The sequence below is a fragment of the Pseudoalteromonas sp. bablab_jr010 genome (genome assembly GCF_016464105.1).
GTDB classification, from domain to species: domain Bacteria; phylum Pseudomonadota; class Gammaproteobacteria; order Enterobacterales; family Alteromonadaceae; genus Pseudoalteromonas; species Pseudoalteromonas simplex.
In genome coordinates, this window is sequence record NZ_JACDWV010000161.1 from 35,977 (window position 1) to 60,104 (window position 24,128).

Sequence of the window (24,128 nt, forward strand, 5' to 3'; positions counted from 1 at the left end):
ATTATTAATGAAATTGTTGTTTTCAATAACTGATATTGATTTTATCAATATTATGCTTGTTTTTAGCGATCAGCCACAGTACTGGCAAAGGCGAGTAGCTCTCTACGCAGCCACTGATGCGGGTTTGCGTGATGTAGCAAAGGGCTCCATAACATTTTTACTTCAATAGGAACTATTTGAAATGGAACTGGACTTATTACCAAATCAGTGTGTTTTGCAAGTAACATGGCTTGGCGGCGGGGCAATGTGGCAATAAGTTGAGGTGATTGGCAAAGTAGGCTCGCCACCATGTAATGGCGGGTGAATACGCGAATATTGCGGGTTTGTTCTAATTGCCATAATGCCTCATCGACCCAGCCGAGTTTTTGGCTGCCTGATTTATTTGTTACGGCCGCTTCAACGCCCCAACCAGCCCGATTTACCCAAATGTGTTCTTGTGCAAGGTAGCCTTCAAGGTTTTGTTGTTGTAAGTAAGGGTTGTCTGGGTGTGTTAAGCAGCAGTAATTGTCTCGCCACACACTGGCTTGGTGGAATGAGCGGGGCAGGCCGTTAAAGCGATTAATGGCAAGGTCGATGGTGCCTTTTTCCATATCTTGAAGGTTAACATCACTTGGGCTCAAAATATCAAAATTAAGCCCAGGGTTCTTTGCTAGCTGCTGGGTGATAAACGGCGCAATAAGCGTTGACTCAAGGTAGTCGTTTGCCATGATCCGAAACGTTATATTTGCGGTGCTCGGGTCGAATACCTCACTAGGCTGAGTAATTTCCTCAGCCATTTTTAACAGTGATTCTATTTCAGGTTTAAGGCTGAGCGCTTTTGCGGTTGGCGTCATTGTGCCAGCGGCTCTTACTAATAATGGATCATCAAATAAATCACGCAAACGTTTAAGGGCATTACTCATTGCAGGTTGAGTCAAAGCTAGTTTATTGGCGGCTTGAGACACACTTTGTTCGTCAATGAGGACATTTAAATACACCAATAGGTTGAGGTCGACGTGCCTAATATTCATTTGATCAATCTTATTTATTATCTTTATTAATTACCTAAATTAAAGCGCGCTTGCTATTGTGTGTAAACAAGGCGACTAAAATAATCAGCATAAGCGATAAAAATAATGCCACAGCAAAGTTCACATTTGGCTGTTAAATCACACAGCGAACAGTTAAATCAGGTCGTAGCGACTAAGCTTGCCCGTGCGGTGTATGCTGGCTTTGAGGCTATGTTTGCAGAGTTTTTAAATATAACTCTCGGCGCTCAAAGTCGTTTTGAACAGCGCCAGTGGCATCAAGTTCAAGGAGCTATGAAATCGCGACTGCAGGTTTACGAAGGGCAAGTAAAAAAGGTAAGCCAAGCGGTAAAAATTATTGCTTATAGCGAAGTAGACGACCCAGCGCTTTGGTTATTAGCCAAACAAATATACGCAGAAATGGTGCAAAATCACGAAAACCAGCCCATTGCTCATACCTTTTTTAATTCAACCTTCGGTGCAATTTGGGACTCACGAAAAATCCGCAATGTGCACTTGTTTGTGCTAAAAGCGCGCTATCAACTGGGGCCAAGGCCCTTTGATTCACTGGTTAGCCGCATTTCTCTGCAAAATGGCTTTGAAAGTGCGATTAGTAGCTTGATAAAGCGCCATGTGTTTCGCTCACAATACGCTAACTTTGCTGATGATGTAGCCATGTTACAGCGCACCTTGATTGCTGGAGCGAAACAACAATGCCCACAAGTTTATGAGCTGCTTGCTCTCAACGATGGCTATATTGAATACGCCAATTCATTGTTTTTCAGAAATAAAGCGTGCTACATCATAGGCCGCTGTATTGCTAAAAATGGCGATAACATGCCATTTGCGATTGCGCTATTAAACAGTGAAAAAGGTCTTCACATTGATGCCGTGATGATGGGAGCTGATCAACTCAGCTTGTTGTTTGGCTTTGCGCGTACTTATTTTATGGTCGACACTGACCAACCCGCCCGATATGTTGATTACCTCAGTGTTTTAATGCCTCATAAGCAACGTTTTGAGCTGTTTAATGCCATAGGCTTTATCAAACACGCGAAAACCGAGTTTTATCGTTATAAAGTTGATACCACCCGTAATAGCCCCGTTGACGATAAATACACACTTGCGCCGGGTACGCCGGGCATGGTGATGCTGGTATTTACCACCCCAGGCTCAGATTATGTGTACAAGGTAATAAAGGATAAATTTAGTGCGCCAAAAACGGCCACCAAACAACAAGTAATGGCTAAGTACGACTTTGTTAAACAAGCTGACCGAGTAGGCCGGCTAGTTGATACACACGAATTTCGTTATTTAGCGTTTGATTTAAGCCGATTTAGTGATGAGCTTATACAAATAATGCAGCAGCAAATTGGCGATAGCTTAGTGATTTCGGGTAATGCACTTATTTTGCGCCATGTGTATGTTGAGCGCAAAATGACGCCGCTTAATTTGTATATCAACGACTGTGATGAGCGAAAACTGCAGCAAGTAATGGTTGATTACGGTAAAGCAATAAAAGAGCTTGCGGGGGCTAATATTTTCCCCGGTGATATGCTGATGAAAAACTTTGGTGTAACTCGTTGGGGAAGAGTGGTGTTCTACGACTACGATGAAATTTGCCCGATGACAGAGTGCCAATTTCGAGAGCTGCCCAAAACCGAGGATTCATTAGATGAACTCAGTAGCGAAAGTTACTTTGATATTGCAGAAAATGACGTATTTCCGAGCCAGTTTAAAGTATTTTTTAGCGCCAATAAGCGGGCGTTTGATCACTTTAATGTTGCGCATCAAGATATTTTCACCGCCACAATGTGGCAGCAATTACAAACAGCTATAAACGATGGGCAATTGCTTGATGTTTATCCTTATAAGCAGTCTTGGCGCTTTTCTTCGATGAGAGCTCAAATGAAAAAATCTCAATCTATAACTGTTTAATAGGAACATAGTGTTAGCGTATGCTGTTTAAAAAGCTAAGGAACGCACTATGAAAAACACACTGTTAATATCGAGTTTATTTATTTCGTCTATGGTAAGCGCCAATCCGTTATTAGGTAGCTGGCAATTTGTTGAAGGCAAATATGCAACCAATGACGGCTATGTGACGGCAAAAGCGCCAGAAATAACCTCAGTTAAACTGATTACACCCAGTCATTTTAGCTATATCACCCAAAAACAAGGCAACTTTCATTATGCTGGTGGCGGCAAATATGTTTTGCAAGACCAGCAATTTATCGAAACTTTCTCCTATGGTAATGTACCTTCACTACTTGGTAAGACCATGGCATTTGATTACAAACTAGAAGGTGACTTGTGGCACCACACCTTGTATGAAAATGGTAAGTTAGTCGAAGCTGAGATCTGGCAACGAATTAAATAGAAGGTGATATGCGTTATATTAAGCACGAAGACTCACAGTTACATTTTGCGCAAACAGATAAACCAGCCCTAAAAGATAACGAAGTTCTTATTGCTGTTGCAGCAATCGGCGTTAATCGCGCAGATTGTTTACAGCGACAAGGTAAATATCCTGCGTCCAAAGGTGACAGTGAGATTCTAGGGTTAGAATGCGCCGGTACCATTGTTGAGCAAGGTAGTGCAGTATCGGGAGATTGGCTTAATAAACGCGTTTTTGCCTTGTGTGCGGGCGGTGCTTACAGCGAGTATGTTGCCGTTGATGCTGCGCAAGTAATGTCGTTACCAGATGAAATGACAATGGCAGAGGGCGCTGCTATCAGTGAAGTATACTTAACGGCTTTTTCTGCCTTATTTCAATTTGGTCAGCTCAAAGCGGGGCAGACGGCACTGATCCATGCGGGAGCTAGTGGTGTCGGTGGGGCGGCAATTCAAATGGCAAAACGCGCAGGCGCTCAAGTGGTGATCACTGCAGGTAGTGATGAAAAGTGTGAGCATGCCAAACAGCTTGGTGCAGATCACACCATTAATTATAAAACCACTGATTTTGTAGAGTACTTCAAAGCCAATAATTTACAGGCCAATACCATTGTTGATCCTGTTTCTGGAAGCTATTTAAATAAAAATGCTGCCGTTGCAGCAATGGATTGCCAAATTGTGATGTTAGCCTTTTTAGATGCGCGCTTTGCTGAGGTTGACTTTGCAAGGCTGCTAAGCAAACGTATTTCCTTTCATGCATCAACCTTGCGTAACCGTTCAATTGAATTTAAACGTGATTTAAAAGAGCAGTTTATTTCGCGTTTTTATGATGACTTGGCCAACGGGCTTTTCGATTGCAATATCTATAAAACCTTAAATTGGCAAGAAGCGAATGAGGCTCACCGTATTTTAGATAACAACGAAAACTCGGGAAAAGTGGTGATGTTAGTTGAATAACATCAATTTGCCCATATTATTGGTTTTATTAGTAGTTAAAAGTAAAGGTTAATATGAACCCTATTATTGCAATGCTCAAAGAGCACAATGTAAGTGACGAAAAAGTGCGTGAGCTGTTTCAAGCGTTTATGGAAAACCCAATGATGGCAATGGGTCTGGTTCAACAGTTAGGTATCCCACCAGAAAAGCTTCAACAATTGATGGCATTAGTGATGACGCAGCCACACCTTATTAAAGAAGCGGCTGAATCAGTGGGTATCAGTGATGATGAAGTTGAGCAAGCCAAAGCGCAGTTCAAAAATCAGCAGTCATAAAATTAAATGATACGAATTTAAAAAAGGTTAGCTCTTCGGCTAACCTTTTTTGTTAATTACTGATACGAAAACACGTCGTCTAGTTTCTTATCAAACAGTTGAGCAATCTTAAAAGCCACCTCGAGCGAGGGTGAATATTTACCTTTTTCAATTGCTACTATAGTTTGCCTTGAAACGCCAACTGCCTCTGCCAATGCTTGCTGAGTCATTTCGTTGTGATGAAATCGAAGTTCCCGAATGGTATTACTGAGCTGTTTTGTCATCTAGCTGTCTCTTCGATATAAATAGGCTTTGCTGGCAATAGTAATAATGTCACTGACTAAAAAACCAATAATAAGAAAGTGCATAATATTATATAGATCAGAGACCTCAGGTAACAGCATGCGTCCAGATACGCGCTCAATTTGCGTCGCTAAAAATACACATATTAAGATAGTTGCAGAGCAAAACCAGTGACCAAGCTTGGTGCTTTTTAGGTCAATGAGCTTATCACGCTCATCATCCCCTAAGTCTGCTTCTTTGTGTTTAATACCAGCAAGTACAGATTGCATAATTATCTCTAGGATCACCGCAACTACGGCAACCCTATACAAATAAGACACCATGGTCTCTTGGCTTAGAGCACCCGCGGCTTGTAGTGAATTAATACCTAACAGGTAATAGCTTAACAGGCCTATGGTTACCACCAAGGTGCCCCAAATTGTCATTTCTTTGTAGCTCATTTTCTTCCACCCTATGTAAAAAATATTTGACTTGGTGTTAAGTAAACTACTCATTGCTTGCTGTGTCAAATATTTTTAACATCATGTATGGTATTTTTATCATTGACGCATTTCGTTACATTTAGTTAAGAACTAATTTGTACCGCTCAGACTCCTAATGACACAAACAATAAATAAGGAACGAATATGAACTGGCTTTTAAAAGTATGGAAAAATAACCGCTCATTGATTTTATTTATCTGCTTGATGAGTGTGTTTAGAAGTGCAGTGGCTGATTGGTATGAAGTGCCAACAGGTTCTATGAATCCGACCATTGTTGAAGGGGACCGTATTTTAACGGATAAAATGGCTTATGATCTGCGTGTACCATTTAGTCATATTTCGCTAATGCGTACTGATGAGCCAAAAGCCGGCGATATTATTGTATTTGATTCTAAGGCTGCAAATAACCGTTTGATAAAGCGTGTTATTGGCGTGCCGGGCGATACAGTGACTTTAGTCGATAATAAATTGATCATTAACGGTAAAGCACTTGATTATTTATTGGCTGATGACAAGCAACAGCAGCAAACACTGATTGAAAACCTTGCTGGTGTTCAGCATGCTATTCAGGTATCAAAAACGCCTTCGGTGATGCAGCATTTTGCCCCTGTCGTTATTCCAAATGATATGTATCTAGCGATGGGCGATAACCGAGACCACAGTGCAGACTCGCGAGTGATTGGGCTAGTGCCTCGCAGTGAGTTATTAGGCAAAGCTAAAAGAGTCATAGTGTCACTTGATTATGATGATTATTACTTACCTCGAAAAGAGCGACTCTTGCATGATTTGTACATAGCACCCTAGATAAAAATCGTACAAAATTGGCAATTTATAATTTTATGTTTCAATATTAACGACATAAAAATAATAAGCCAAAAGGTAAAGTATGATAAATGATAAGTGTGCGAGATTAATTCGATCTTTTTTGTTACTCGTCTTTTCAATTAGCCTAGTTGCATGTGGTTCGAGCTCAAAAAACGAATCTACAAAAGTTGATGACACTAACAGCTCAACACCGGATACAGGTGTTGAGCTTGTCGATAACAGTGGTAGTGCTGACTATAAAATTATTATTTATGGCAATAGCCATAGTGCTAGATTAGGGGATTTGCTTGAACAGCTTATTTCCAGTGAGTTAACCAACGCTCAAGTTTCAACGCTTACCGTCAGTGGTCGTTTTTTAGATGAAATAGTGAACACATCGGGCAATGTTGAAAAGCTACAGCAAGCCAATTGGAGCCATGCTATTTTTCAAGGTCAAAAGTATTCTCAGTCTGGCTCTGTTAATTATTCTACAAGTGAGGCTGAGCGATTAATTGCCAGTGCAAAAGAGCTGGAAATTACACCTATTTTGTTTCCTGAGCATCCGCAAAGAGGTGATAGCAAAGAAGGGGAGCTTGTTTATCAATTGCATTTGTCGATTAGCGAAAAAGAGGCAAGCTGTGTTGCACCAATCGGCTTAGTTTGGGACAAAGCAATCGCCGCATTACCTGGGCTTAATTTTTACAGTGCAGATGGAAATCATGCTTCAGATGCAGGGCACTTACTGACCGCGATGACTTTTTATGAAGTTATAACAGGTGAGCTTGCAGATACCCTAGCTTACAATGCTGCTTTTGCGATTACCGAACAGCAACACCAGCAGTTTGGGCAAATAATTACTCAAGTACTGACTGAATATCCTGCATGCCCCAGCTCTTAAGCTAACAACATTAATCTAAAGCATTCATTAAATACAAAAAAACCGTTGTGTCTGAAACACAACGGTTCTTTATATTAACTAGCAATTGTGTAATTACATTACACGCATGCCAGGCTCTGAGCCTTCATCAGGGTTAAGAATATAAATTTCTTTACCGCCAGGGCCTGCAGCTAATACCATGCCCTCAGACATACCAAAACGCATCTTACGAGGCTTAAGGTTTGCTACCATTACAGTTAGCTTGCCTTCGATGTCTTCTGGTGCATACGCAGATTTAATGCCTGCGAATACTTGGCGCGTTTCGCCACCTAAATCTAAGGTTAGTTTTAATAGCTTATCTGCGCCTTCAACGTGTTCTGCTTTAGCAATTTTTGCTACGCGTAAATCAACTTTAGCAAAATCATCAAATTCGATTTCTGGGCTGATAGGTTCTTTTGCTAGTGGGCTGTTTGGATCAATCTTGTCTTTTTCAGCAACTAGACTTTCTTTTGACTCTTCAATCATTTTGTTTACTTTATCCATTTCAACACGTTGCATTAACGGTTTGAACTTATTAATTGCGTGACCAACCAGCGCTGTTTGCGCGCCTTGCCATGTTAAACCGTCGTTTAAGAAGGCTTCAACGTTTGCAGCCATACCAGGTAGAACAGGTTTTAAGTAGGTGATAAGTACACGGAACATATTTAAACCAAGTGAGCATACATCGTGTGCTTCTTGTTGTTTTGTTTCGTCTTTAATTAACACCCATGGCGCTTTAGCGTCGATGAATTGGTTTGCTTTATCAGCAAGGGCCATGATTTCACGAATTGCACGGCTGTAATCACGGTTTTCGTAGTGATTTGCAATGCTTGCAGAAGCCGCTTGGAACTCACCTAATAGCGCTTCGTCCATTACGGTGTCGCTAAGCTTGCCGTCAAACTTCTTGGTGATGAAGCTTGCACAACGACTTGCGATATTAACCACTTTACCTACTAAGTCTGAGTTTACACGTAGTGCAAAGTCTTCAAGGTTTAAATCAAGGTCAGTGATGCCGTTGTTTAGTTTTGCTGCGTAGTAATAACGAAGATACTCAGGATCTAGGTTATCAAGGTAAGTGCGCGCCTTAACAAAAGTGCCTTTTGATTTAGACATCTTCGCGCCATTCACAGTTACAAAACCATGGGCAAATACATTTGTTGGCTTTCTGAATTTTGCGCCATCTAACATTGCCGGCCAGAATAAGCTGTGGAAATAGATGATATCTTTACCAATGAAGTGGTAAAGCTCTGCATCTGAGTCTTCGCGCCAGAATGCATCAAAATCAATCCCTTTTTTATCACACAGGTTTTTAAAGCTTGCCATGTAGCCGATTGGTGCATCGAGCCACACGTAGAAATATTTACCCGGTGCACCAGGGATTTCAAAACCAAAGTAAGGTGCGTCACGGCTGATATCCCACTGCTGTAGGCCATCTGCAAACCATTCATCAAGCTTGTTCGCCATTTCTTGTTGAATCGTGCCTGAGTGTAACCACTCTTTAAGCATGTCTTCAAAAGCAGGTAGGTCGAAGAAGTAATGCTCAGAATCTTTTAAAATTGGCTCAGCACCCGACATTACAGAGCGTGGGTTAATAAGCTCAGTTGGGCTGTAAGTTGCACCACAAGAATCACAGCTGTCACCGTTTTGATCTTCTGACTTACACGTTGGGCAAGTACCTGTTACAAAACGATCTGGTAAGAAGATACCTTTCTCTGGGTCGAAAAGTTGAGAAATAGTATGCTTTTTAATGTGACCTGCTTCATTTAAACGGTTGTAGATTAACTCGCTGAAATGACGGTTTTCTTCACTGTGCGTGCTGTGATAGTTATCAAACTCAATGTTGAAATCAGCAAAGTCACGTTGACGTTCAACACTCACGTTTTTAACCATCTCTTCTGGCGAGATCCCTTGCTTTTGCGCATTAAGCATAATTGGTGTGCCGTGAGCATCATCCGCGCAAACGTAATAGGTTTCATGACCTTGTTGTTTTTGGAAACGCGCCCAAATATCAGTTTGGATATATTCTAGTAAATGACCTAAGTGAGTCGGGCCATTGGCATAAGGTAATGCGCTAGTAATCAGGATCTTTCGCTGTGCCATAATCATTCCGAATTGAGATTAGTTCGATGCAAATATGCTCGAATATCATTATTTAATTCATTGTGAGTTGCTTATATGCAACCTAAAGCAATGATATTATCTAATTGTCTGGTTTTAATGCCTTGAATGTTACATAATTCCGCAGCACTTTTCATCAAAGAAACGCTAATTTATTGCTATGTTTGGACTGTCAAAACTATTCTCAAGTAAATCGGCTGAAAAAGCACCTATCATTGCTGCCTTAGCCGCTTATCGTAGTAGCGCATTTGCCATTGGTATTGAGCAAGATTGGCTCGAAGAGCTTAATCAAAACAGCGATAAAAGCTGGCAGGTAAAACTAAGCCTACCTTTTGCTAGCGTGGGCGAAATCCCTGAAATTGAAAAATTTGTCGCCGATAAACTATCAGTACAGGTGTCAATTAGTGCTAAAGTGAAATTACCTAGCGCATATAGTTTTAAGCAAATTAAACATATTGTGCTCGTTGCTTCAGGTAAGGGCGGCGTTGGAAAGTCAACCACCGCGGTGAATCTTGCCTCGGCTTTAGAACAAGAGGGTGCCAAAGTGGGTATTCTTGATGCTGATATTTATGGCCCGTCTATTCCATTGCTTTTAGGTTTGCAAGGGGCAGAGCCGAAAACAGCCGATGATAAAAACTTACTTCCTTTTGAAGCGCACAACCTCAAAGCGCAATCGATCGGCTTTTTAGTACCTAGCGATGATGCAACCGTTTGGCGCGGACCAATGGCATCGGGAGCACTTAATCAGTTAATGAACGAAACCGCTTGGGGTGAGCTTGATTATCTAATTGTTGATATGCCTCCAGGTACGGGCGATATTCAATTAACCATGAGCCAAAAAGTGCCAGCCAGTGGTGCAGTGATCATTACCACGCCTCAAGATTTAGCGCTAGCCGATGCACAAAAGGGCATTGCTATGTTCAATAAAGTGAACGTGCCTGTACTTGGTTTAATTGAAAACATGAGCTACTTCTTATGTGGTCATTGTGGTGAGCCTAATCATGTATTTGGTAAAGATGGTGCCGTAAAATTAGCACATTGTCATGGTGTGCCTGTGCTGGCAAATATTCCACTGGCCATTGAAATTCGTGAAAGCTCGGAGCAGGGCGATTTAATTGCCAAAGACAACGCGGCTCAAATAAGCGAAACCTACAAAACCGCTGCCCGTGTACTTGCCAGTAGCTTGTATTATCAACAGGCGCACACAAGCGCAGTTGAAATAGTCATTACTGAAGATTGATTGTTGCAAAGATTTTGTTAATGGGTTTATCTTATTAACAAAATCTTGGGTGGTTCTTTATCATTAACTTTGCTCTTAACCCCCTCTTTTAGCCGTATATAGCCTACATTTTCGTTAAATATGTCCAAAAAACAAAATCGCCACAAATGTTAATTTTTTATTGACGTTTTAATAACCTTATCATAGTCTAATGAAAGCGCTTACATTTACGGGGTTTTTTATTTGTCTTTAAATGTAAGCGCTTACAATTGACTGGTTAGAATAATATTCATATAAATCAGTTGAGTACTAACAAACACATAATGTTAGGGTTCAATGCAATGAACAGATTCAAAACACACTTAACACAACTTACAATGGCGCTTTCAGTAGCGACATTAGCTGGCTGCGGCGGCTCTGCCACAGATACGAAAATTGATACTGTCAACCCAACTGAGCCTGTTTCAGATTGGGTGATGGTTTGGGAAGATAACTTTGACGGCGATGCCATTGATGACAAAAAATGGAGTTTCGAAATAAACTGTGCGGGTGGCGGTAATAACGAAAAACAATGTTATACCGACAGTGAAGAAAACGCCTTTATTGCAGACGGTATTCTACATATCGTTGCGTTACCTGCGGAAGAAGGGGCTGATAAGCCTTATACCTCTGCGCGTATTAATACTCGTTACAAAGCTGATTTTAAATATGGTCGCTTTGAAGTACGCGCAAAGCTGCCTAGTGGGCAAGGTTCTTGGCCTGCGTTTTGGATGATGCCTACCGATGAAGTTTATGGTGGATGGCCTCGCTCTGGTGAAATCGACATTGTTGAGTCGGTTAATTTAAAAGTACCAACCGAAGACGGTGTAGAATCAAATATCTACGGCACATTACATTACGGCCAAGAGTGGCCAAATAATGATAGCAGTGGCAAAGCTTATACCTTCGCTCAAGATTCTAATCCTGCTGATGACTTTCATACTTATGCTATCGAGTGGCAAGAGGGGGAAATTCGTTGGTACGTAGATGATTATTTATATGCTACACAGCGCCAATCAGAAGTGCTTTATGATGCGAAGGGCAATGAGATTGCACTTAAGCACAGAGGCTGGTATTCAGAGTACTTCGATCAAACAACCGGAGAGTTAACGACTTTTTGGGATGCATCTCCTTACGATCAAGAATTTTATTTAATCCTGAACTTCGCAGTGGGTGGTGATTGGCCTGAAAACGTTAATGCAACCGGTATTGATACAACTGTATTCGAAAATGGTCAAACTTTTGAAGTGGATTATGTTCGTGTTTATGAGTGTGCGCAAGACCCTGATACAGGTAAAGGTTGTGAAACAGTCCGCCCAGGTTATGACAACTTAGACGATGCACTTGTGCAAGGCAAAGCTCCGGCTCCAACACCACCAAGTGATGGCACGGTAACGCCGCTTACTATTTTTGATAGTAGCTTTAACCCTAACTGGCCGGCATGGGACTGTTGTGGTGGCACAACGCCTGAGTTAGTTGAAGATGCCGACCGTGGCAATGTGGTTGAATTTAGTGTGGGTGCAGAGCCTACGGTAAATGGTTTTATTAGCCGTGATGCCTTTATTACCGATGAAAACGGTGAAGCCACTCCTTATGACGCAAGCGCTATGCTATAAGACGGTTATGTGCGTTTTGATATGCAAGTGACTTCATTACCTTCTACTCCAGATGCACCTTGGCTTTTCAAAATTGAAAGTGATGAAGGCAAGACAGCCGTTGAACTAAACCTAAGTGCTAGCACTGAAGGTGTTAGCCCAGTTGCTGGTGAATGGCAAACTTATACTTTCCCACTGCAAACATTAGCTGATGCGGGTTTAAATGTATCGCTGATTGATGTGATCATGATTTTCCCTGCGTGGGGTCAAGGTGATGGTGCTGTTTATCGTGTGGATAATGTAGAGATCACAAATGATGCACCTCCTGCAACATTAACTCTTTTTGCTGACGAGATGAATCTTGATTGGCCACTTTGGAACTGTTGTGGTGATTTAGCACCTATTGAGGCCGTCGATGATGAGCAACATGGTTTGACTGCTGAATTTTCGATTGGACCAAAACCAACCGTTGTTGGCTTTAACAACCGTACTACATCAGGCGGCAGTGGCAGTCAATTTGATGCATCATCTTTAATTGATGAGGGTGTATTGCAATTTGAGATGAAGATCACCTCTTTATCATCAACACCGGATGCAGCTTGGTTTGTTAAAGTAGAATCTAGTGGTGGCCCTGATAATGGTGGTACTGCAGTTGAAGTTAACCTTAATACCAGCATAGAAGGTGTTGACCCTGTTGCAGGTGAGTGGCAAACCTATACTTTTACGGTCAATTCATTGTTACAAGCCGGTTTAGACATAAGTTCAATTGATGTCATCATGGTATTTCCTGCGTGGAGTCAAGGTGAGGGAGCTGTGTTCCGTATTGATAATGCAGTTATTTCAAACCCGTAATTAACATTGGCAACAAGTGATGGGTGCTGAATTCGGCACTCAGTATCCATGACAACATATTGCAAAAGCAGGTAAATCATGAAAAGCACAAAATTTATTAAAACACCTCTTGCAGCGTCAGTTGCGATGATCTTAACTGCAGGGCTGGGCACTATGTCTGCTTATGCACAAGATGAACAAGAGAAAGCTGATAACGATATTGAAGTTATCGAAATTAAAGGTATTCGTGGCAGTATGATCCGCGCCATGGATATGAAACGTGATGCAACAGGTGTTGTAGATGCGATTTCAGCAGAAGAGATGGGTAAATTCCCAGATACTAACTTAGCTGAATCATTACAACGTATTACAGGTGTATCAGTGAGTCGTTCTAACGGCGAAGGTAGCGAAATTACGGTACGTGGTTTTGGTCCTGAGTTTAACCTCGTAATGCTGAATGGCCGTCAAATGCCAGGTACGGGTTACACCCGTTCTTACGCCCTTGAGAATATTGCCGCTGACGGTGTCAGTGCACTTGAAGTAGCGAAATCAGGGCAAGCAGATGTACCAAGTGGTGGTCTAGGTGCTACGGTAAATATTATTACTACGCGCCCATTAAATAGCCCTGGCGAGAAATTTAGCTCGTCTATTAAGGCTATTCACGATTCATCTAATGAGGCCGGTGATGATGTAACCCCAGAGTTTTCTGCAATGTACAGCAATACTTATGTTGATGATACATTTGGTTTTGCGGCATCATTCTCACATCAAGAACGTGATTTTCAACAGCAAAACGCCAATATTCAAGGTTGGCAAGCCAATGTTGATTTACCGACCCTTGATGAAGCTGACTACATTGACCCTCGTGCAGTCGATAGCGAAGGCAACCGTGTCGGTAATCATTTCTTTCCGAAAGACATGAACTACAGCATTGCTGATGTTGAACGTGAGCGCACTAATGGCCAAGTAACTTTACAGTACTCGCCAATTGAAAGCTTCACTGCAACGGTTGATTACACGGCGAGTCGTGCAATCACCGGTGTGAATACCGTGGGTTGGGGTATTTGGAATGAGTTTGGCAGTAACATTAACAGCTATGAGCTTGATGAAAATGGTACAGCGATTTATGCCGATATCAGTGGTAATGATGGTTCATTTACAGCAAGCCGTGGCACTACTGAAGTTAAAGCACGTTCAATTGGTTTAAACCTAGAGTGGCAAATTAACGACCAGTGGGAAGTTGAGTTCGATTATCACGATTCGAAAAACGAAACAGATAACGGCGCAGATGATGGCTTAGGTTCTGATGGTCAAATCATTCTTGGCTCAGATCAGTTACAGAGCAAAGTATATGATTATCGCACTGGTGAAGTTCCGCATGCCTACGTTAACTGGAACAATGGCACAACGGTGCTTGATCCAAGTGAGATTGATTCAAACTTCAGTCAGTTTATTTACTCGCCTGGTGAGTCTAATGTTGAGCAAGCTCAGCTTCATGCAACCTGGTTTAATGAAAGCTTTGAAATTCCACTTGTTAAAGTGAAATTCGGTGCTGCCAATACTAAGCAAACTATGGGCGGTTTTACTGCATGGAGTGGCTTACGTGGCGGCCCTGGTTTTAACCCATCATTCACCGAAATCTTCCCTGATGGCATGTTCACTTATAATGATACAGGCGACATGCTAGATCAATTCTCTGGTGGTGGTAGTGCCCTTGAACCAAATTACTATTACACCTATAGCTTTGAAGAAGCGTTAGCGCGTCAACTTGACTTTTTAAACGAAGATTTATTGGGCGATAATCAGTACTCAATAGACCCATTCTTTGATGGTATCGACAGTGAAAGCTACGTAGAAGAGAAGACACAAAGCTTCTATGTGAACAGCTTATGGGAGTTTGAATTATCTGATTACTTCGTACAGATTAACGCAGGTCTTCGTTATGAAGAAACGGATGTGACCAGTACGGTTCGTCAACGTGTTGAAAGCCAAGTTAACTGGGTGAGTGCATCTGAGTGGATCATGCAGTACGAAACTGGCGGTACAGATAACTTTTATCAAGAAGAAGGTAACTATGATATCTGGTTGCCGAACATCGACGTAAAAGTTGAAATTACAGACGAGCTTGTTGGTCGTGTTTCATGGGGTAAAACCATGGCACGTGCGCCGCTGGGTAATTTGGCTGGTGGCCGTAGCTTAACGGGTAGCCCGAAACCAGGTTCGCGTACAGGTAGCCAAGGTAATACTAATCTGTTGCCATTTGAATCAACTAACCTCGATTTATCACTTGAGTACTACTACGGCGAAGGTAGCTATGCTTCGGTTGGTTACTTCAAAAAAGACGTAGATAACTTTATTCAAACGCAAATAACTGAAACAACCATTGATGGTTTATACGATATCTTAAATGGTCCTCGTTACCTTGAAGCTGTGGCATCTGTAGAAGCTCGTGGTGAGCAAGCTACAAGTGACGCTGTGTTCAATGAAATGCTGGCATTAGGTTATGGTAATGCGGATGGTGCTATTGAACCAACGAGTTCTGATCCACTGATGGTGTGGGATATTACTCAACCACAAAACACGGATAGTAAATCAGTTGATGGCTTTGAACTAGCTGTTCAACACTTATTTGGTGAAAGCGGCTTTGGTTTAGGGGTTAATGCTACGTTTGTTGATGGTGATGTTGAATTTGATGTAGCAAGTTTGACTCAACAAGCTCCTTTATCTGGCTTAAGTGACTCAGCTAACTTCCAAGCTTTTTACGATAAAGATGGTTTATCTGTGAAAGTGACTTACGCATGGCGTGACTCTTACTTAATTGGTGTTGGTCAAGCACAAGGCTCATCTGATGCGCCGCCACAATTTGGCGATACATATGGTCAGTGGGACTTGAGTGTTAACTACGACATTAACGAAAACACGACTGTTTTCTTTGAAGGTATAAACCTTAACAACGAAACTGAGCGTGGCTATGGCCGTTACGAAGAGCAGTTCTTATTTGCTCGTCAATATGGACCACGTTACACAATCGGTGCCCGTTATAGCTTTTAATATGTGATCTCAAAAGGAACAAAAGCCGCTCGTTGAGCGGCTTTTTATTATCTATTTTAATTAATTAATAATTATTGAAGCAACGCACTGTTGATTTGTGTAATATATGCCTCACTAAGTCCACTATAATTAGCTTTTCGTAGACGCAAAAGGTTTGTGTTTTTTGTTAAAGTTATCGTTTTTTCCAACTTTAAATCAAATGTTTAAGTTGTTTAGGTAGAATAATAAATGAGATTATCAGATACCCATATTCAGCAATATATTGACGAAGGCCGCATTGTTATAGAGCCAGCACCAAGTAATGAAATGATCTCGGGTGTCACGGTTGACCTGCGTTTGGGCAATAAGTTTCGTGTTTTCCAAGATCATACTGCTGCGTATGTTGATTTAAGTGGCCCTAAAGATCAGCTTAATAAGGCAATGGAATCAATCATGAGTGATGAAATTGTGCTTGATGAAGAAGAAGCTTTTTTCCTTCATCCAGGTGAATTAGCATTGGCTATTACTCATGAAAAAGTTACTTTACCAGCAGATATTGTTGGTTGGTTAGATGGTCGCTCGTCGTTAGCACGCCTTGGTTTGATGGTACATGTAACAGCGCATCGTATTGATCCAGGTTGGTCGGGTAATATCGTTTTAGAGTTTTATAACTCAGGCAAGCTGCCACTTGCGCTTCGTCCAATGATGAAAATTGGTGCCATGAGTTTTGAAACCATGACAAGCCCAGCACAGAGCCCTTATAACACACGTAAAGATGCTAAATATAAAGATCAAAATACGGCAGTAGCAAGCCGCATTAGTGACGATAATAAATAATCCTTCAACATGTGGTCTTTGGGCCACATATCATTATTTGTTCAACTTTTTACTTATTTGCATTCTCATAAATTGGCAATTTAAGCGTATTCATCCCATACTTTTAGCTGGTGTTTAAAGCACGGAGCTAAAATGCACTTTATTGGCAAGCTGATCCATCAGGTTATAAAAATTTTGCTCGTTTTACTGGGCTGCGTATCGCTTCATAGTGCCAGTATTAATGCTGCAAGCAATAACTTACCGGTATGGGTACTTGATTCAGAACAGCCTTTAGCCAAACTTAGTCAGACCCTCGAAGTATCACTGCAAAATGCTGAGCCTTTAAATGCTTTAGAAAACAATACGGTTCGCCTCGCAGCACAAACCTCCTATTGGTTAATTATCGATTTACAGCAATTGCCTGAAAATAAAAACTATGTTGTTTATCTTAGTGAGCCTAACTTAACGTGGGCAAAGTTTTATCTGTTAGATGAAAATTATCAGTCCACCAATGATCAGCGGCTTGCTTCTCTAGAAAGTTTATCGAATGTGCGACCTCATTGGTTAATAGAGCACAGCCAAGGAGCTCGCTGGGCGCTAGTTAACTTCGTGCACAAAAGATCTCTAACATTAGAACTAGGTGTCGAAACAGCAAAAAGTTTTGAAGTTGACTTACATCAAACTATTTTGAGTTACGGTGCGATTTTAGGGGGGCTGATTTTGTGTATGTTTGTTTGTGGTGTTTACTTTTTTGTATCCCAGCGAACAAAATACTTAGTCCTAAATGCCTATTTTATATTGGTCACCATTGGGTTTTTAATCGATAACGGATTAATAAATTATCTAATTGGTGGTTTTAATTGGGAATCTAAATGGCCTGTTAATGAGTTTGCATTATGTTTTGTGAGCTATTTTTTATATCATTTTTTAGCGATCCATACCTATACAGCAAAGTTTAAAAAGGCCTGGCAAGCAATGATGCTGTGTTTATTCAGTGCAGCTTTATTGTCATCACTATTGCCTCATTTTAATCGTCAGTGGTTATTTATAGTCAGCTGTTTGGGCTTTTTGTGCTTTGCCTCTGTAATATTTTATAGTTTGATTAAGCGTAAGGGTAATCGTACTCATCTGCGTATTTTTATGCTTCTAATTATTGTTATTCAGGCGTTAAGTCTGTTTTTATGGAATGGATTTGGTATTGGCTACCATGGAATTCATAACACCATTTTATTGCTCACATCATTGGCGATCTGCTCCGTACTGTTATTAAAAGACCGTCAGCAAATTTCAGCATTTAGTTATTCGATGCTGCACGATGCGGATACGAAGCTACCAAATAAACAATTTTTACTCGCGCAAATGATGAAAAAAGTGTCGCAAAAGCAACATTTTTCAGTTTTATTATTTAAACCTCATGTACTCTCAAATGCACGTTCTACCTTTGGGTTTGAGCAAGCTAATATTTGTATCAATGAAAAACTAAGTATATTAAACATTCAGATGCAGACCATGAATACATTAAAGTTGGAAGTTCAAGCCACCAGAAGCACATGGCTTGCTCATATTGACGATAGTACATTTGGGTGTTTGATCTTGGGCGAACTAGAATTAAGCCATATTGAGCAATTTGCCTGCATGATCCATGGTGTGTTTGAAGAGGGCCTTACTCATGAAGAAATTAACTTAGTCGACCGTGTTGATATTGGTGTTGCTTATTACCCGATGCATGGCAATACCGCGAAACAAATATTGCAATGTGCAATACAAGCAATGACTGAAAAGCGCCTACAAGGTGAACGTTGGCGTATGTTCGACTCAGAAAGTGCGCGGCTTTCTGAACAAAGGTTATCCATTGCGGCAGCGCTTAAAATTGCGATTGATGAAAATCAGCTAAGTTTGCACTTTCAACCGCAGATATGTTTGAAAACGGGCAAAGTAGTTGGCTGTGAAGCATTACTGCGCTGGACACATCCAATTTTTGGTATTGTTAGTCCTGAGATATTTATTCCAATTGCAGAGTCAGCAGGGGTGATCAATCAGCTAACAGAGTGGGTCGTTGAAAAGGGGGTTGAATGGCAAGCGAAGTTTTGCAAACTGATACCCGATCATGTTATTTCCATCAATATTTCTGCAAAGGATTTATTAAATAAAAATTTACCTGTGCTGCTAATTACCATTTTAAATGAGCAAAATGTGGCGGCTGAATCAGTGATGTTAGAGCTCACTGAATCAGCGACCTTAGAAGAGAGTAAAAAAATTAAAGCCATGCTTGATGATTACCGTTTAATAGGTTTAAAACTCGCTATTGATGATTTCGGTACAGGCTACTCATCACTTGCCTATTTAAGCCAACTTGGTTTTGATGAAGTCAAAATAGATAAACAATTTGTGTTAAATCTGCCGTTTTCGGTTAATGATCAAAGTATCTGTAAGGCAACCTGTGATATCGCCACTACTTTAGGTGCACATGTTGTTGCTGAGGGTATTGAAGATGAGCAAAGCCTCGCTATGTTACAAAGCTATGGTTGCCAGTTTGGACAGGGATATTATTTTTCAAAACCCCTTGCCGCAGATGATTATTTAGACTGGATAAGCAAGGTGCAAAAACTTGACCTTAATCTTGATGCAACAGCGAACCTAGCTGATTAAAATATTTAAGCAAGGCTTCAAAACAATTCATCGTATGCTGCTCATCCGGGTAGATTAAGCCACTTTTCGATAAGCCACTCACTAAAAAGCTATTTTTGATGTTAGGGTGGACGCTAATACACTTTTCAAAACAGCGGGCAGCTAGTTCCTCAGGCATACTCATATAAAGTTGCTTTACTTGCTTATCAAAAGCGATAGATTGTTTTACGAATTCATTTGGATTTTTACCAGAGTTATCTAAAAATACCTGATGATAAAACTCATTTAAGCGTTGATTAAGTGGATGACTCAAGTCTGGTGACTGTTCGAGCCACAGCGCCGAACAGAATTGCATGCTCTTTCTGCCGCTAAATAAGTGCTGACAAATATGATGGTCAAAAGCATGAAACCATTCATGGGCGAGTGCGCCACCACCTGCATTTTTAGCCAGCGCAAGGGTTTGGCTGTGAGCATTATAATGAGCCTGCACACCTTTTTGTCCGCCATGACCAAAAGCAAAATTGAGTTTCCCTCTAAGGCCAATTGCCGTTGGCGGTAAAGTCAGTATTTGCGCAAGATCGGCTAAAGCATCGTAAATTAAATTCGCCGCTAATAGCCGTTCTTGCTTATTAACCCAATTACCAACCACCATAGTGCGAAAACCAAAGGTGTCGCGAATATCGTCAAAATCGACCTGATCATCAAAGCGATAATCGGGTCCCTTACGATGAAAACCTGCGCTTAGTCGTTTTGATACACGCATTAGAGATAGCGTGCCTTAACATCATCCGGCATATGCTGGGTTTGCTTATCGACCAGTGCTGCTAATAATCTGTATAGTGGTGTTACATCAATGCCTTCAATTAATTTAAGGCTATGAGCTACAGCTTCTAAAGTTGATAAACTATCTGCTCGAGGTGCTTTACGGATGACGTATTTGTTTTGTGGTATGTGCTTAAAACTCACCGTTTGAAATGCACGGAGGCTAGGGGTTAATTGCAGCATTTTGTAGGCTTTTTTCCATGTACCATCAATTACGATTAAATGATTTAAAGACTGTTTGAAAGCATCTGTAGTGGCAGTGTGCTCATCTAGACTTAAGGCATCCTCAGTAGGGTAAAGAACCGCTGTTGTTGCTTTTGGCAATGTTGCAAGCTGTAAAAAGTCTTGCTCTGACTCACCAGCGATGATCTGGCAATTTTCTAAACCTAAATTCAGTAAATTGGCCGTATTTTTAGTGACTTTTTCCTCACTTGGGTGGCGTAATATAATGATTTTTAGTTTATTATTGATTATGCTTATTGAATCACATAAACAGGTTTTAATTGAAAAGCCACAATGTGAGCATAATTCTCTAGCCATAGATACTCTTGTATACATTTGAAGTCTCTTTAGTATACATGAGCTAGAGCTGTAATTTTGCATTTTTAAAGCAGACAGCTAAAATTGCGATTTAAATATTTGGTTTTATTAAGGGATAAAGATGACGACTATCACTATCGATGAAAGTGCGCTTGAAGGAATGGAGTCGCTACTGGGTGATCAATTTGCTGACACGCTTTCTTTTTGTTGTAGCGAGTTTCAAAGGTTAGGCTCTGAAGTGCACGCTAATCTTGGTTCAGACAACGAAGCTGCAGCGCGTCATGCTCATAGCTTAAAATCAAATGCTGCCCAATTTGGAGCCCAAAGTCTATCTGAGCTCGCTCAATCAATTGAGCATGCACTCAATGAAGGGAATGCTGATATAGCACAGCAAAACAGTGCAAGTATCGATCAGCAAGTTTCTGGCTCTGTAGAAAAATTACAAGCTTGGTTCGCTACTCGCTAAAAACTTGAATTTATTTCAGTTATAACCGCAAAAATCCTCTGGCGTGGTGGCCCCTTACTAGGTTAGTCTTAAGGCTAATTAGTAGAGGTAACCATGTCACAAATCAAAAAGAGTCACAAACTAGACGGTGTCTGTTATGACATACGTGGGCCTGTGCTTGCACAAGCTCGAAAAATGGAAGACGAAGGGCAAAAAGTATTAAAGCTAAACATTGGTAATCCAGCTGCCTTTGGCTTTGATATGCCTGAAGATATGCACAAAGATATCATTCGTAACTTATATTCAGCCCAAGGCTACTGTGACTCTAAAGGCCTCTACTCAGCCCGTGTGGCAGTCTATCAGCACTATCAGCAACGCGGCTTATATAACCTTGATGTCGATAATATTTATATCGGCAATGGGGTCAGCGAACTCATTCAAATGACCACGCAAGCACTACTTGATAATGACGATGAAGTGCTTATTCCTGCACCGGATTATCCGCTATGGACAGCTTCGGTTAAATTAGCAGGGGGTAACCCTGTGCATTATCTTTGTGATGAAGAACAAGATTGGTTTCCTGATATTGCTGATATTAAATCGAAGATCACCTCAAAGACCAAAGCATTGGTGCTTATTAACCCAAATAACCCAACCGGTGCGGTATATAGCGATGATCTGTTGATGGAACTGATCAACATTGCTCGCGAGCATAAATTATTGTTATTGAGCGATGAAATTTACGAGAAAATCTTGTACGACGGTGTCAGCCACAGCTCAATTGGCGCACTGTGTGATGATGTACCAATTATCACCTTTAATGGCCTAGCAAAAACGTACCGCGCTGCGGGATTGCGAATGGGCTGGATGGTGCTAAGCGGTCGCACTAGCATGATGGACGATTTGAGCCGTGGCCTAGATATGCTGGCATCCATGCGCTTATGTGCTAATGTACCAGCACAATATGCTATTCAACAAGCTTTAGGTGGTGTGCAGTCAATCGATAACCTGATAAACCCAGGTGGTCGGCTTTACGTTCAGCGTGATATTGCATGGCGTGGTTTAAATGCAATTGATGGTATTAGCTGTAAAAAGCCTAAAGGGGCGCTTTACGCATTTGCGAAAGTGGATACGGCGCACTTTAATATTAAAGATGATGAGCGCATGATTTTAGATTTACTCAAAGCGGAGAAAATCTTATTAGTGCATGGTCGCGCTTTTAACTGGCCTGATCCTGATCATTTTAGATTGGTGTTTTTACCAAACAAAGATGATTTAACAGAAGCCATGAGTAAGATGCAGCGATTCTTCGCTGATTATCGACAAAGCTAAAGAAAGCGAGCCGAGGCTCGCTTTTTTAATACGCTTTATCAACACGCACCGTGTTATCATTGAGGTACACCAAACGTACTTTATCACCTTGGTTAAACAGCATTTGGTTATCTTTGTCTTGCACAACCATAAACTGTTCGCCGCTTTCTACTTTGATCATCAATTCAACGAGCTGATATTGTATAACGCGACTGTTTTGCTGACGGTTGTGAGCAACAGAGCCACCAATCATCGAACCTAAAATGGTTGCTACAGTACGGCCACTACCGCCACCAAACTGATTACCGATTACACCGCCAATAAGTGCACCGCCAAAGGTTTCCCAGCCGTTGGTTTTATCTTTGACCAGTTCTTGTTCGGTAATGGCTCGTACTGACTGTACTGAGCCAAACAACACCTGTTGTACTGGTACTGCTTTGTTACGCTGGTAGTCAGCATAACTAGGCGAGCTCAGTAATAAACAGCTTGCTAAGATTGCTACTAGGTATTTCATAAACCCTCCTGGCTACCAGCCAAAAGTTGATTTCTCACGTGTTTTACGGATTTCAGTTTCATCAGCCCACTCAACTAAGCCGCTTTTTAAATCCATTAAACGCATAGTGAATTTGTAATAGACATCAGCCTTGTCAGCATTTGATTTAACGATGCTCGATAAGTTGCCGTATAACATATATTGCGCACCAACTTGCTGGCCAAAAGCAATAGCGGTATTTGGGTTTACAAGTGGGTCAACGTTTTGGAAATTAAGTTGCTCACGCACAGCCTCAACACGGGTCATATCAACAAAGCGGAACTTACCACTGCGTAGTAACTGTGTTGAAATTGAATCGGTTATTGATTCAGTATCAATGTGCTCGCTCGTTTTGTTTTTAATACGCTCAACAAACACGACTGGGCGAGTATTTGCTGTCATGGTGCCAACCACAGGTGAAGCAAGTAACGAGTCTGTCATTTGGCTTGCTACTTTTTGTAGATCTGTTGAACCAAAATTGATGTCTGTGGTTTCAACAGCTTGCGCATCACCATAGCTAACAACGGCCTTATTAGCACAGCCAGATAGTAACAAAGCGCTTGTCATTGCAACGGCCGCAGCCGATTTAACAGAAAGTAATTTCATTGTAGTATCCTTAATCTTCAAATTCTTGTGCTTCTGTTGACACTTCACGCACTGCAAGCGAGAAGGTGACAGCATTTGCTGTCGGGGCTAGGCCCGGTAATTGAGTTTTAGCAAATCCAAATAAAGTAATGGGTTGCCAAGGTGAGTGGTTGCCGCGAATAACAAAGCCATCAGCGTCATACCAAGTAAATTGGTATTGTAAATATTGAGATTTTTTATACTGGCTTGCCAGTGTCACAACCACATCAGTTAAGCCGTTCGTTTGGCGTGTTTTTACATCTGTAATGGCTAATTTCTTGCCAAGTTCAGGGTTATTAACAATCAGTTGTTGGTTATACTGTTGTGATGCCTGCTCAACCCCAATGCCAGAAGTGGTAGGGCGTGAGGAGCAAGCCGCAACAAGTAAAATGGTTAATAGTGGCACTAAGTATTTCATCATT

Annotated in this window: 21 protein-coding genes and 1 pseudogene; 13 read left to right on the forward strand and 9 right to left on the reverse strand. The window is 41.3% G+C overall.

The window, feature by feature from the left end; translation table 11 throughout:
• Positions 1 to 62 precede the first annotated feature (62 nt).
• Positions 63 to 1,010 (reverse strand): LysR family transcriptional regulator, encoded by a 948-nt coding sequence (locus tag JIG37_RS17165; RefSeq protein ID WP_199529910.1) that lies wholly within the window; start codon positions 1,008 to 1,010, stop codon positions 63 to 65.
• A 105-nt stretch (positions 1,011 to 1,115) separates the two neighbouring features.
• Between JIG37_RS17165 and aceK the strand changes: the two genes are divergently transcribed.
• From aceK to JIG37_RS17185, 4 genes are read left to right on the forward strand one after another with little or no spacing between them, the layout of a single operon-like run.
• Entirely contained in the window at positions 1,116 to 2,945 is a 1,830-nt protein-coding gene (gene aceK / locus JIG37_RS17170; protein WP_166340695.1) for a bifunctional isocitrate dehydrogenase kinase/phosphatase, read from the forward strand.
• A 49-nt stretch (positions 2,946 to 2,994) separates the two neighbouring features.
• Entirely contained in the window at positions 2,995 to 3,387 is a 393-nt protein-coding gene (locus JIG37_RS17175; protein ID WP_199529911.1) for a hypothetical protein, read from the forward strand.
• Between the two features lie 8 nt (positions 3,388 to 3,395).
• Entirely contained in the window at positions 3,396 to 4,358 is a 963-nt protein-coding gene (locus JIG37_RS17180; protein WP_199529912.1) for a zinc-binding dehydrogenase, read from the forward strand.
• Between the two features lie 53 nt (positions 4,359 to 4,411).
• Positions 4,412 to 4,672: a DUF2999 family protein gene (locus tag JIG37_RS17185; RefSeq protein ID WP_054561248.1), complete on the forward strand. Its 261-nt coding sequence runs from the start codon at positions 4,412 to 4,414 to the stop codon at positions 4,670 to 4,672.
• A gap of 56 nt (positions 4,673 to 4,728) precedes the next feature.
• Here JIG37_RS17185 and JIG37_RS17190 read toward each other — a convergent pair whose 3' ends face one another.
• Complete coding sequence (locus JIG37_RS17190) at positions 4,729 to 4,935, reverse strand: helix-turn-helix transcriptional regulator (RefSeq protein WP_054552938.1); 207 nt, start codon at positions 4,933 to 4,935, stop codon at positions 4,729 to 4,731.
• Positions 4,936 to 5,394: a hypothetical protein gene (locus tag JIG37_RS17195; RefSeq protein ID WP_199529913.1), complete on the reverse strand. Its 459-nt coding sequence runs from the start codon at positions 5,392 to 5,394 to the stop codon at positions 4,936 to 4,938.
• 186 nt (positions 5,395 to 5,580) lie between these two features.
• On the opposite strand from JIG37_RS17195, the gene lepB reads away from it, so the two are divergent.
• Together lepB and JIG37_RS17205 are read left to right on the forward strand one after the other, a co-directional pair.
• Positions 5,581 to 6,240, forward strand: a complete 660-nt coding sequence (lepB, locus tag JIG37_RS17200) for a signal peptidase I (protein ID WP_166340699.1) — start codon at positions 5,581 to 5,583, stop codon at positions 6,238 to 6,240.
• Positions 6,241 to 6,322: 82 nt separating this feature from the next.
• A complete protein-coding gene (locus JIG37_RS17205; RefSeq protein ID WP_235372846.1) occupies positions 6,323 to 7,138 on the forward strand; it encodes a hypothetical protein in 816 nt (271 codons plus the stop codon).
• A 93-nt stretch (positions 7,139 to 7,231) separates the two neighbouring features.
• Here JIG37_RS17205 and metG read toward each other — a convergent pair whose 3' ends face one another.
• Positions 7,232 to 9,256: a methionine--tRNA ligase gene (gene metG / locus JIG37_RS17210; protein WP_054552942.1), complete on the reverse strand. Its 2,025-nt coding sequence runs from the start codon at positions 9,254 to 9,256 to the stop codon at positions 7,232 to 7,234.
• A gap of 178 nt (positions 9,257 to 9,434) precedes the next feature.
• On the opposite strand from metG, the gene apbC reads away from it, so the two are divergent.
• From apbC to JIG37_RS17235, 5 genes and pseudogenes are all read left to right on the forward strand, one after another.
• Positions 9,435 to 10,514: an iron-sulfur cluster carrier protein ApbC gene (gene apbC, locus JIG37_RS17215; protein WP_199529914.1), complete on the forward strand. Its 1,080-nt coding sequence runs from the start codon at positions 9,435 to 9,437 to the stop codon at positions 10,512 to 10,514.
• Positions 10,515 to 10,834: 320 nt separating this feature from the next.
• A pseudogene (locus tag JIG37_RS17220) lies at positions 10,835 to 12,979 on the forward strand (glycoside hydrolase family 16 protein).
• Between the two features lie 78 nt (positions 12,980 to 13,057).
• Complete coding sequence (locus tag JIG37_RS17225; protein ID WP_199529915.1) at positions 13,058 to 16,009, forward strand: TonB-dependent receptor; 2,952 nt, start codon at positions 13,058 to 13,060, stop codon at positions 16,007 to 16,009.
• Between the two features lie 228 nt (positions 16,010 to 16,237).
• Positions 16,238 to 16,825 carry a dCTP deaminase gene (dcd, locus tag JIG37_RS17230; RefSeq protein ID WP_054552946.1) on the forward strand — a complete coding sequence of 196 codons (588 nt, stop codon included), beginning with the start codon at positions 16,238 to 16,240 and terminating at the stop codon, positions 16,823 to 16,825.
• A 132-nt stretch (positions 16,826 to 16,957) separates the two neighbouring features.
• Positions 16,958 to 19,453: an EAL domain-containing protein gene (locus tag JIG37_RS17235; RefSeq protein WP_199529916.1), complete on the forward strand. Its 2,496-nt coding sequence runs from the start codon at positions 16,958 to 16,960 to the stop codon at positions 19,451 to 19,453.
• On the opposite strand, the gene JIG37_RS17240 is transcribed toward JIG37_RS17235, so the two are convergent.
• A complete protein-coding gene (locus JIG37_RS17240; RefSeq protein WP_138600098.1) occupies positions 19,419 to 20,195 on the reverse strand; it encodes a CLCA_X family protein in 777 nt (258 codons plus the stop codon). The genes JIG37_RS17235 and JIG37_RS17240 overlap by 35 nt on opposite strands.
• Complete coding sequence (locus JIG37_RS17245) at positions 20,195 to 20,794, reverse strand: tRNA-uridine aminocarboxypropyltransferase (protein ID WP_138600097.1); 600 nt, start codon at positions 20,792 to 20,794, stop codon at positions 20,195 to 20,197. The genes JIG37_RS17240 and JIG37_RS17245 overlap by 1 nt, the downstream gene beginning before the upstream one ends.
• A gap of 121 nt (positions 20,795 to 20,915) precedes the next feature.
• Between JIG37_RS17245 and JIG37_RS17250 the strand changes: the two genes are divergently transcribed.
• The gene (locus JIG37_RS17250) at positions 20,916 to 21,260 is read left to right on the forward strand and encodes an Hpt domain-containing protein (protein ID WP_054552950.1); all 345 of its coding nucleotides are present in this window, start codon (positions 20,916 to 20,918) and stop codon (positions 21,258 to 21,260) included.
• 93 nt (positions 21,261 to 21,353) lie between these two features.
• Positions 21,354 to 22,571: a pyridoxal phosphate-dependent aminotransferase gene (locus JIG37_RS17255; RefSeq protein WP_138600096.1), complete on the forward strand. Its 1,218-nt coding sequence runs from the start codon at positions 21,354 to 21,356 to the stop codon at positions 22,569 to 22,571.
• 25 nt (positions 22,572 to 22,596) lie between these two features.
• Here JIG37_RS17255 and JIG37_RS17260 read toward each other — a convergent pair whose 3' ends face one another.
• Genes JIG37_RS17260 through JIG37_RS17270 form a run of 3 tightly spaced genes read right to left on the reverse strand, consistent with a single transcriptional unit; the run spans position 22,597 to position 24,124 of the window.
• Entirely contained in the window at positions 22,597 to 23,064 is a 468-nt protein-coding gene (locus JIG37_RS17260; protein WP_199529917.1) for a glycine zipper 2TM domain-containing protein, read from the reverse strand.
• Between the two features lie 12 nt (positions 23,065 to 23,076).
• Positions 23,077 to 23,688 (reverse strand): penicillin-binding protein activator LpoB, encoded by a 612-nt coding sequence (gene lpoB, locus JIG37_RS17265; protein WP_199529918.1) that lies wholly within the window; start codon positions 23,686 to 23,688, stop codon positions 23,077 to 23,079.
• Between the two features lie 10 nt (positions 23,689 to 23,698).
• On the reverse strand, positions 23,699 to 24,124 hold the full coding sequence (locus tag JIG37_RS17270; protein WP_054552954.1) for a YcfL family protein: 426 nt from the start codon (positions 24,122 to 24,124) through the stop codon (positions 23,699 to 23,701).
• Positions 24,125 to 24,128 lie beyond the last annotated feature (4 nt).

Bases quoted from the DNA above. Each gene is read 5' to 3' on its own strand.
- JIG37_RS17165 (WP_199529910.1), bottom strand. From the start codon at position 1,010: ATGAATATTAGGCACGTCGACCTCAACCTATTGGTGTATTTAAATGTC.
- aceK (WP_166340695.1), top strand. From the start codon at position 1,116: ATGCCACAGCAAAGTTCACATTTGGCTGTTAAATCACACAGCGAACAG.
- JIG37_RS17175 (WP_199529911.1), top strand. From the start codon at position 2,995: ATGAAAAACACACTGTTAATATCGAGTTTATTTATTTCGTCTATGGTA.
- JIG37_RS17180 (WP_199529912.1), top strand. From the start codon at position 3,396: ATGCGTTATATTAAGCACGAAGACTCACAGTTACATTTTGCGCAAACA.
- JIG37_RS17185 (WP_054561248.1), top strand. From the start codon at position 4,412: ATGAACCCTATTATTGCAATGCTCAAAGAGCACAATGTAAGTGACGAA.
- JIG37_RS17190 (WP_054552938.1), bottom strand. From the start codon at position 4,935: ATGACAAAACAGCTCAGTAATACCATTCGGGAACTTCGATTTCATCAC.
- JIG37_RS17195 (WP_199529913.1), bottom strand. From the start codon at position 5,394: ATGAGCTACAAAGAAATGACAATTTGGGGCACCTTGGTGGTAACCATA.
- lepB (WP_166340699.1), top strand. From the start codon at position 5,581: ATGAACTGGCTTTTAAAAGTATGGAAAAATAACCGCTCATTGATTTTA.
- JIG37_RS17205 (WP_235372846.1), top strand. From the start codon at position 6,323: ATGATAAATGATAAGTGTGCGAGATTAATTCGATCTTTTTTGTTACTC.
- metG (WP_054552942.1), bottom strand. From the start codon at position 9,256: ATGGCACAGCGAAAGATCCTGATTACTAGCGCATTACCTTATGCCAAT.
- apbC (WP_199529914.1), top strand. From the start codon at position 9,435: ATGTTTGGACTGTCAAAACTATTCTCAAGTAAATCGGCTGAAAAAGCA.
- JIG37_RS17225 (WP_199529915.1), top strand. From the start codon at position 13,058: ATGAAAAGCACAAAATTTATTAAAACACCTCTTGCAGCGTCAGTTGCG.
- dcd (WP_054552946.1), top strand. From the start codon at position 16,238: ATGAGATTATCAGATACCCATATTCAGCAATATATTGACGAAGGCCGC.
- JIG37_RS17235 (WP_199529916.1), top strand. From the start codon at position 16,958: ATGCACTTTATTGGCAAGCTGATCCATCAGGTTATAAAAATTTTGCTC.
- JIG37_RS17240 (WP_138600098.1), bottom strand. From the start codon at position 20,195: ATGCGTGTATCAAAACGACTAAGCGCAGGTTTTCATCGTAAGGGACCC.
- JIG37_RS17245 (WP_138600097.1), bottom strand. From the start codon at position 20,794: ATGGCTAGAGAATTATGCTCACATTGTGGCTTTTCAATTAAAACCTGT.
- JIG37_RS17250 (WP_054552950.1), top strand. From the start codon at position 20,916: ATGACGACTATCACTATCGATGAAAGTGCGCTTGAAGGAATGGAGTCG.
- JIG37_RS17255 (WP_138600096.1), top strand. From the start codon at position 21,354: ATGTCACAAATCAAAAAGAGTCACAAACTAGACGGTGTCTGTTATGAC.
- JIG37_RS17260 (WP_199529917.1), bottom strand. From the start codon at position 23,064: ATGAAATACCTAGTAGCAATCTTAGCAAGCTGTTTATTACTGAGCTCG.
- lpoB (WP_199529918.1), bottom strand. From the start codon at position 23,688: ATGAAATTACTTTCTGTTAAATCGGCTGCGGCCGTTGCAATGACAAGC.
- JIG37_RS17270 (WP_054552954.1), bottom strand. From the start codon at position 24,124: ATGAAATACTTAGTGCCACTATTAACCATTTTACTTGTTGCGGCTTGC.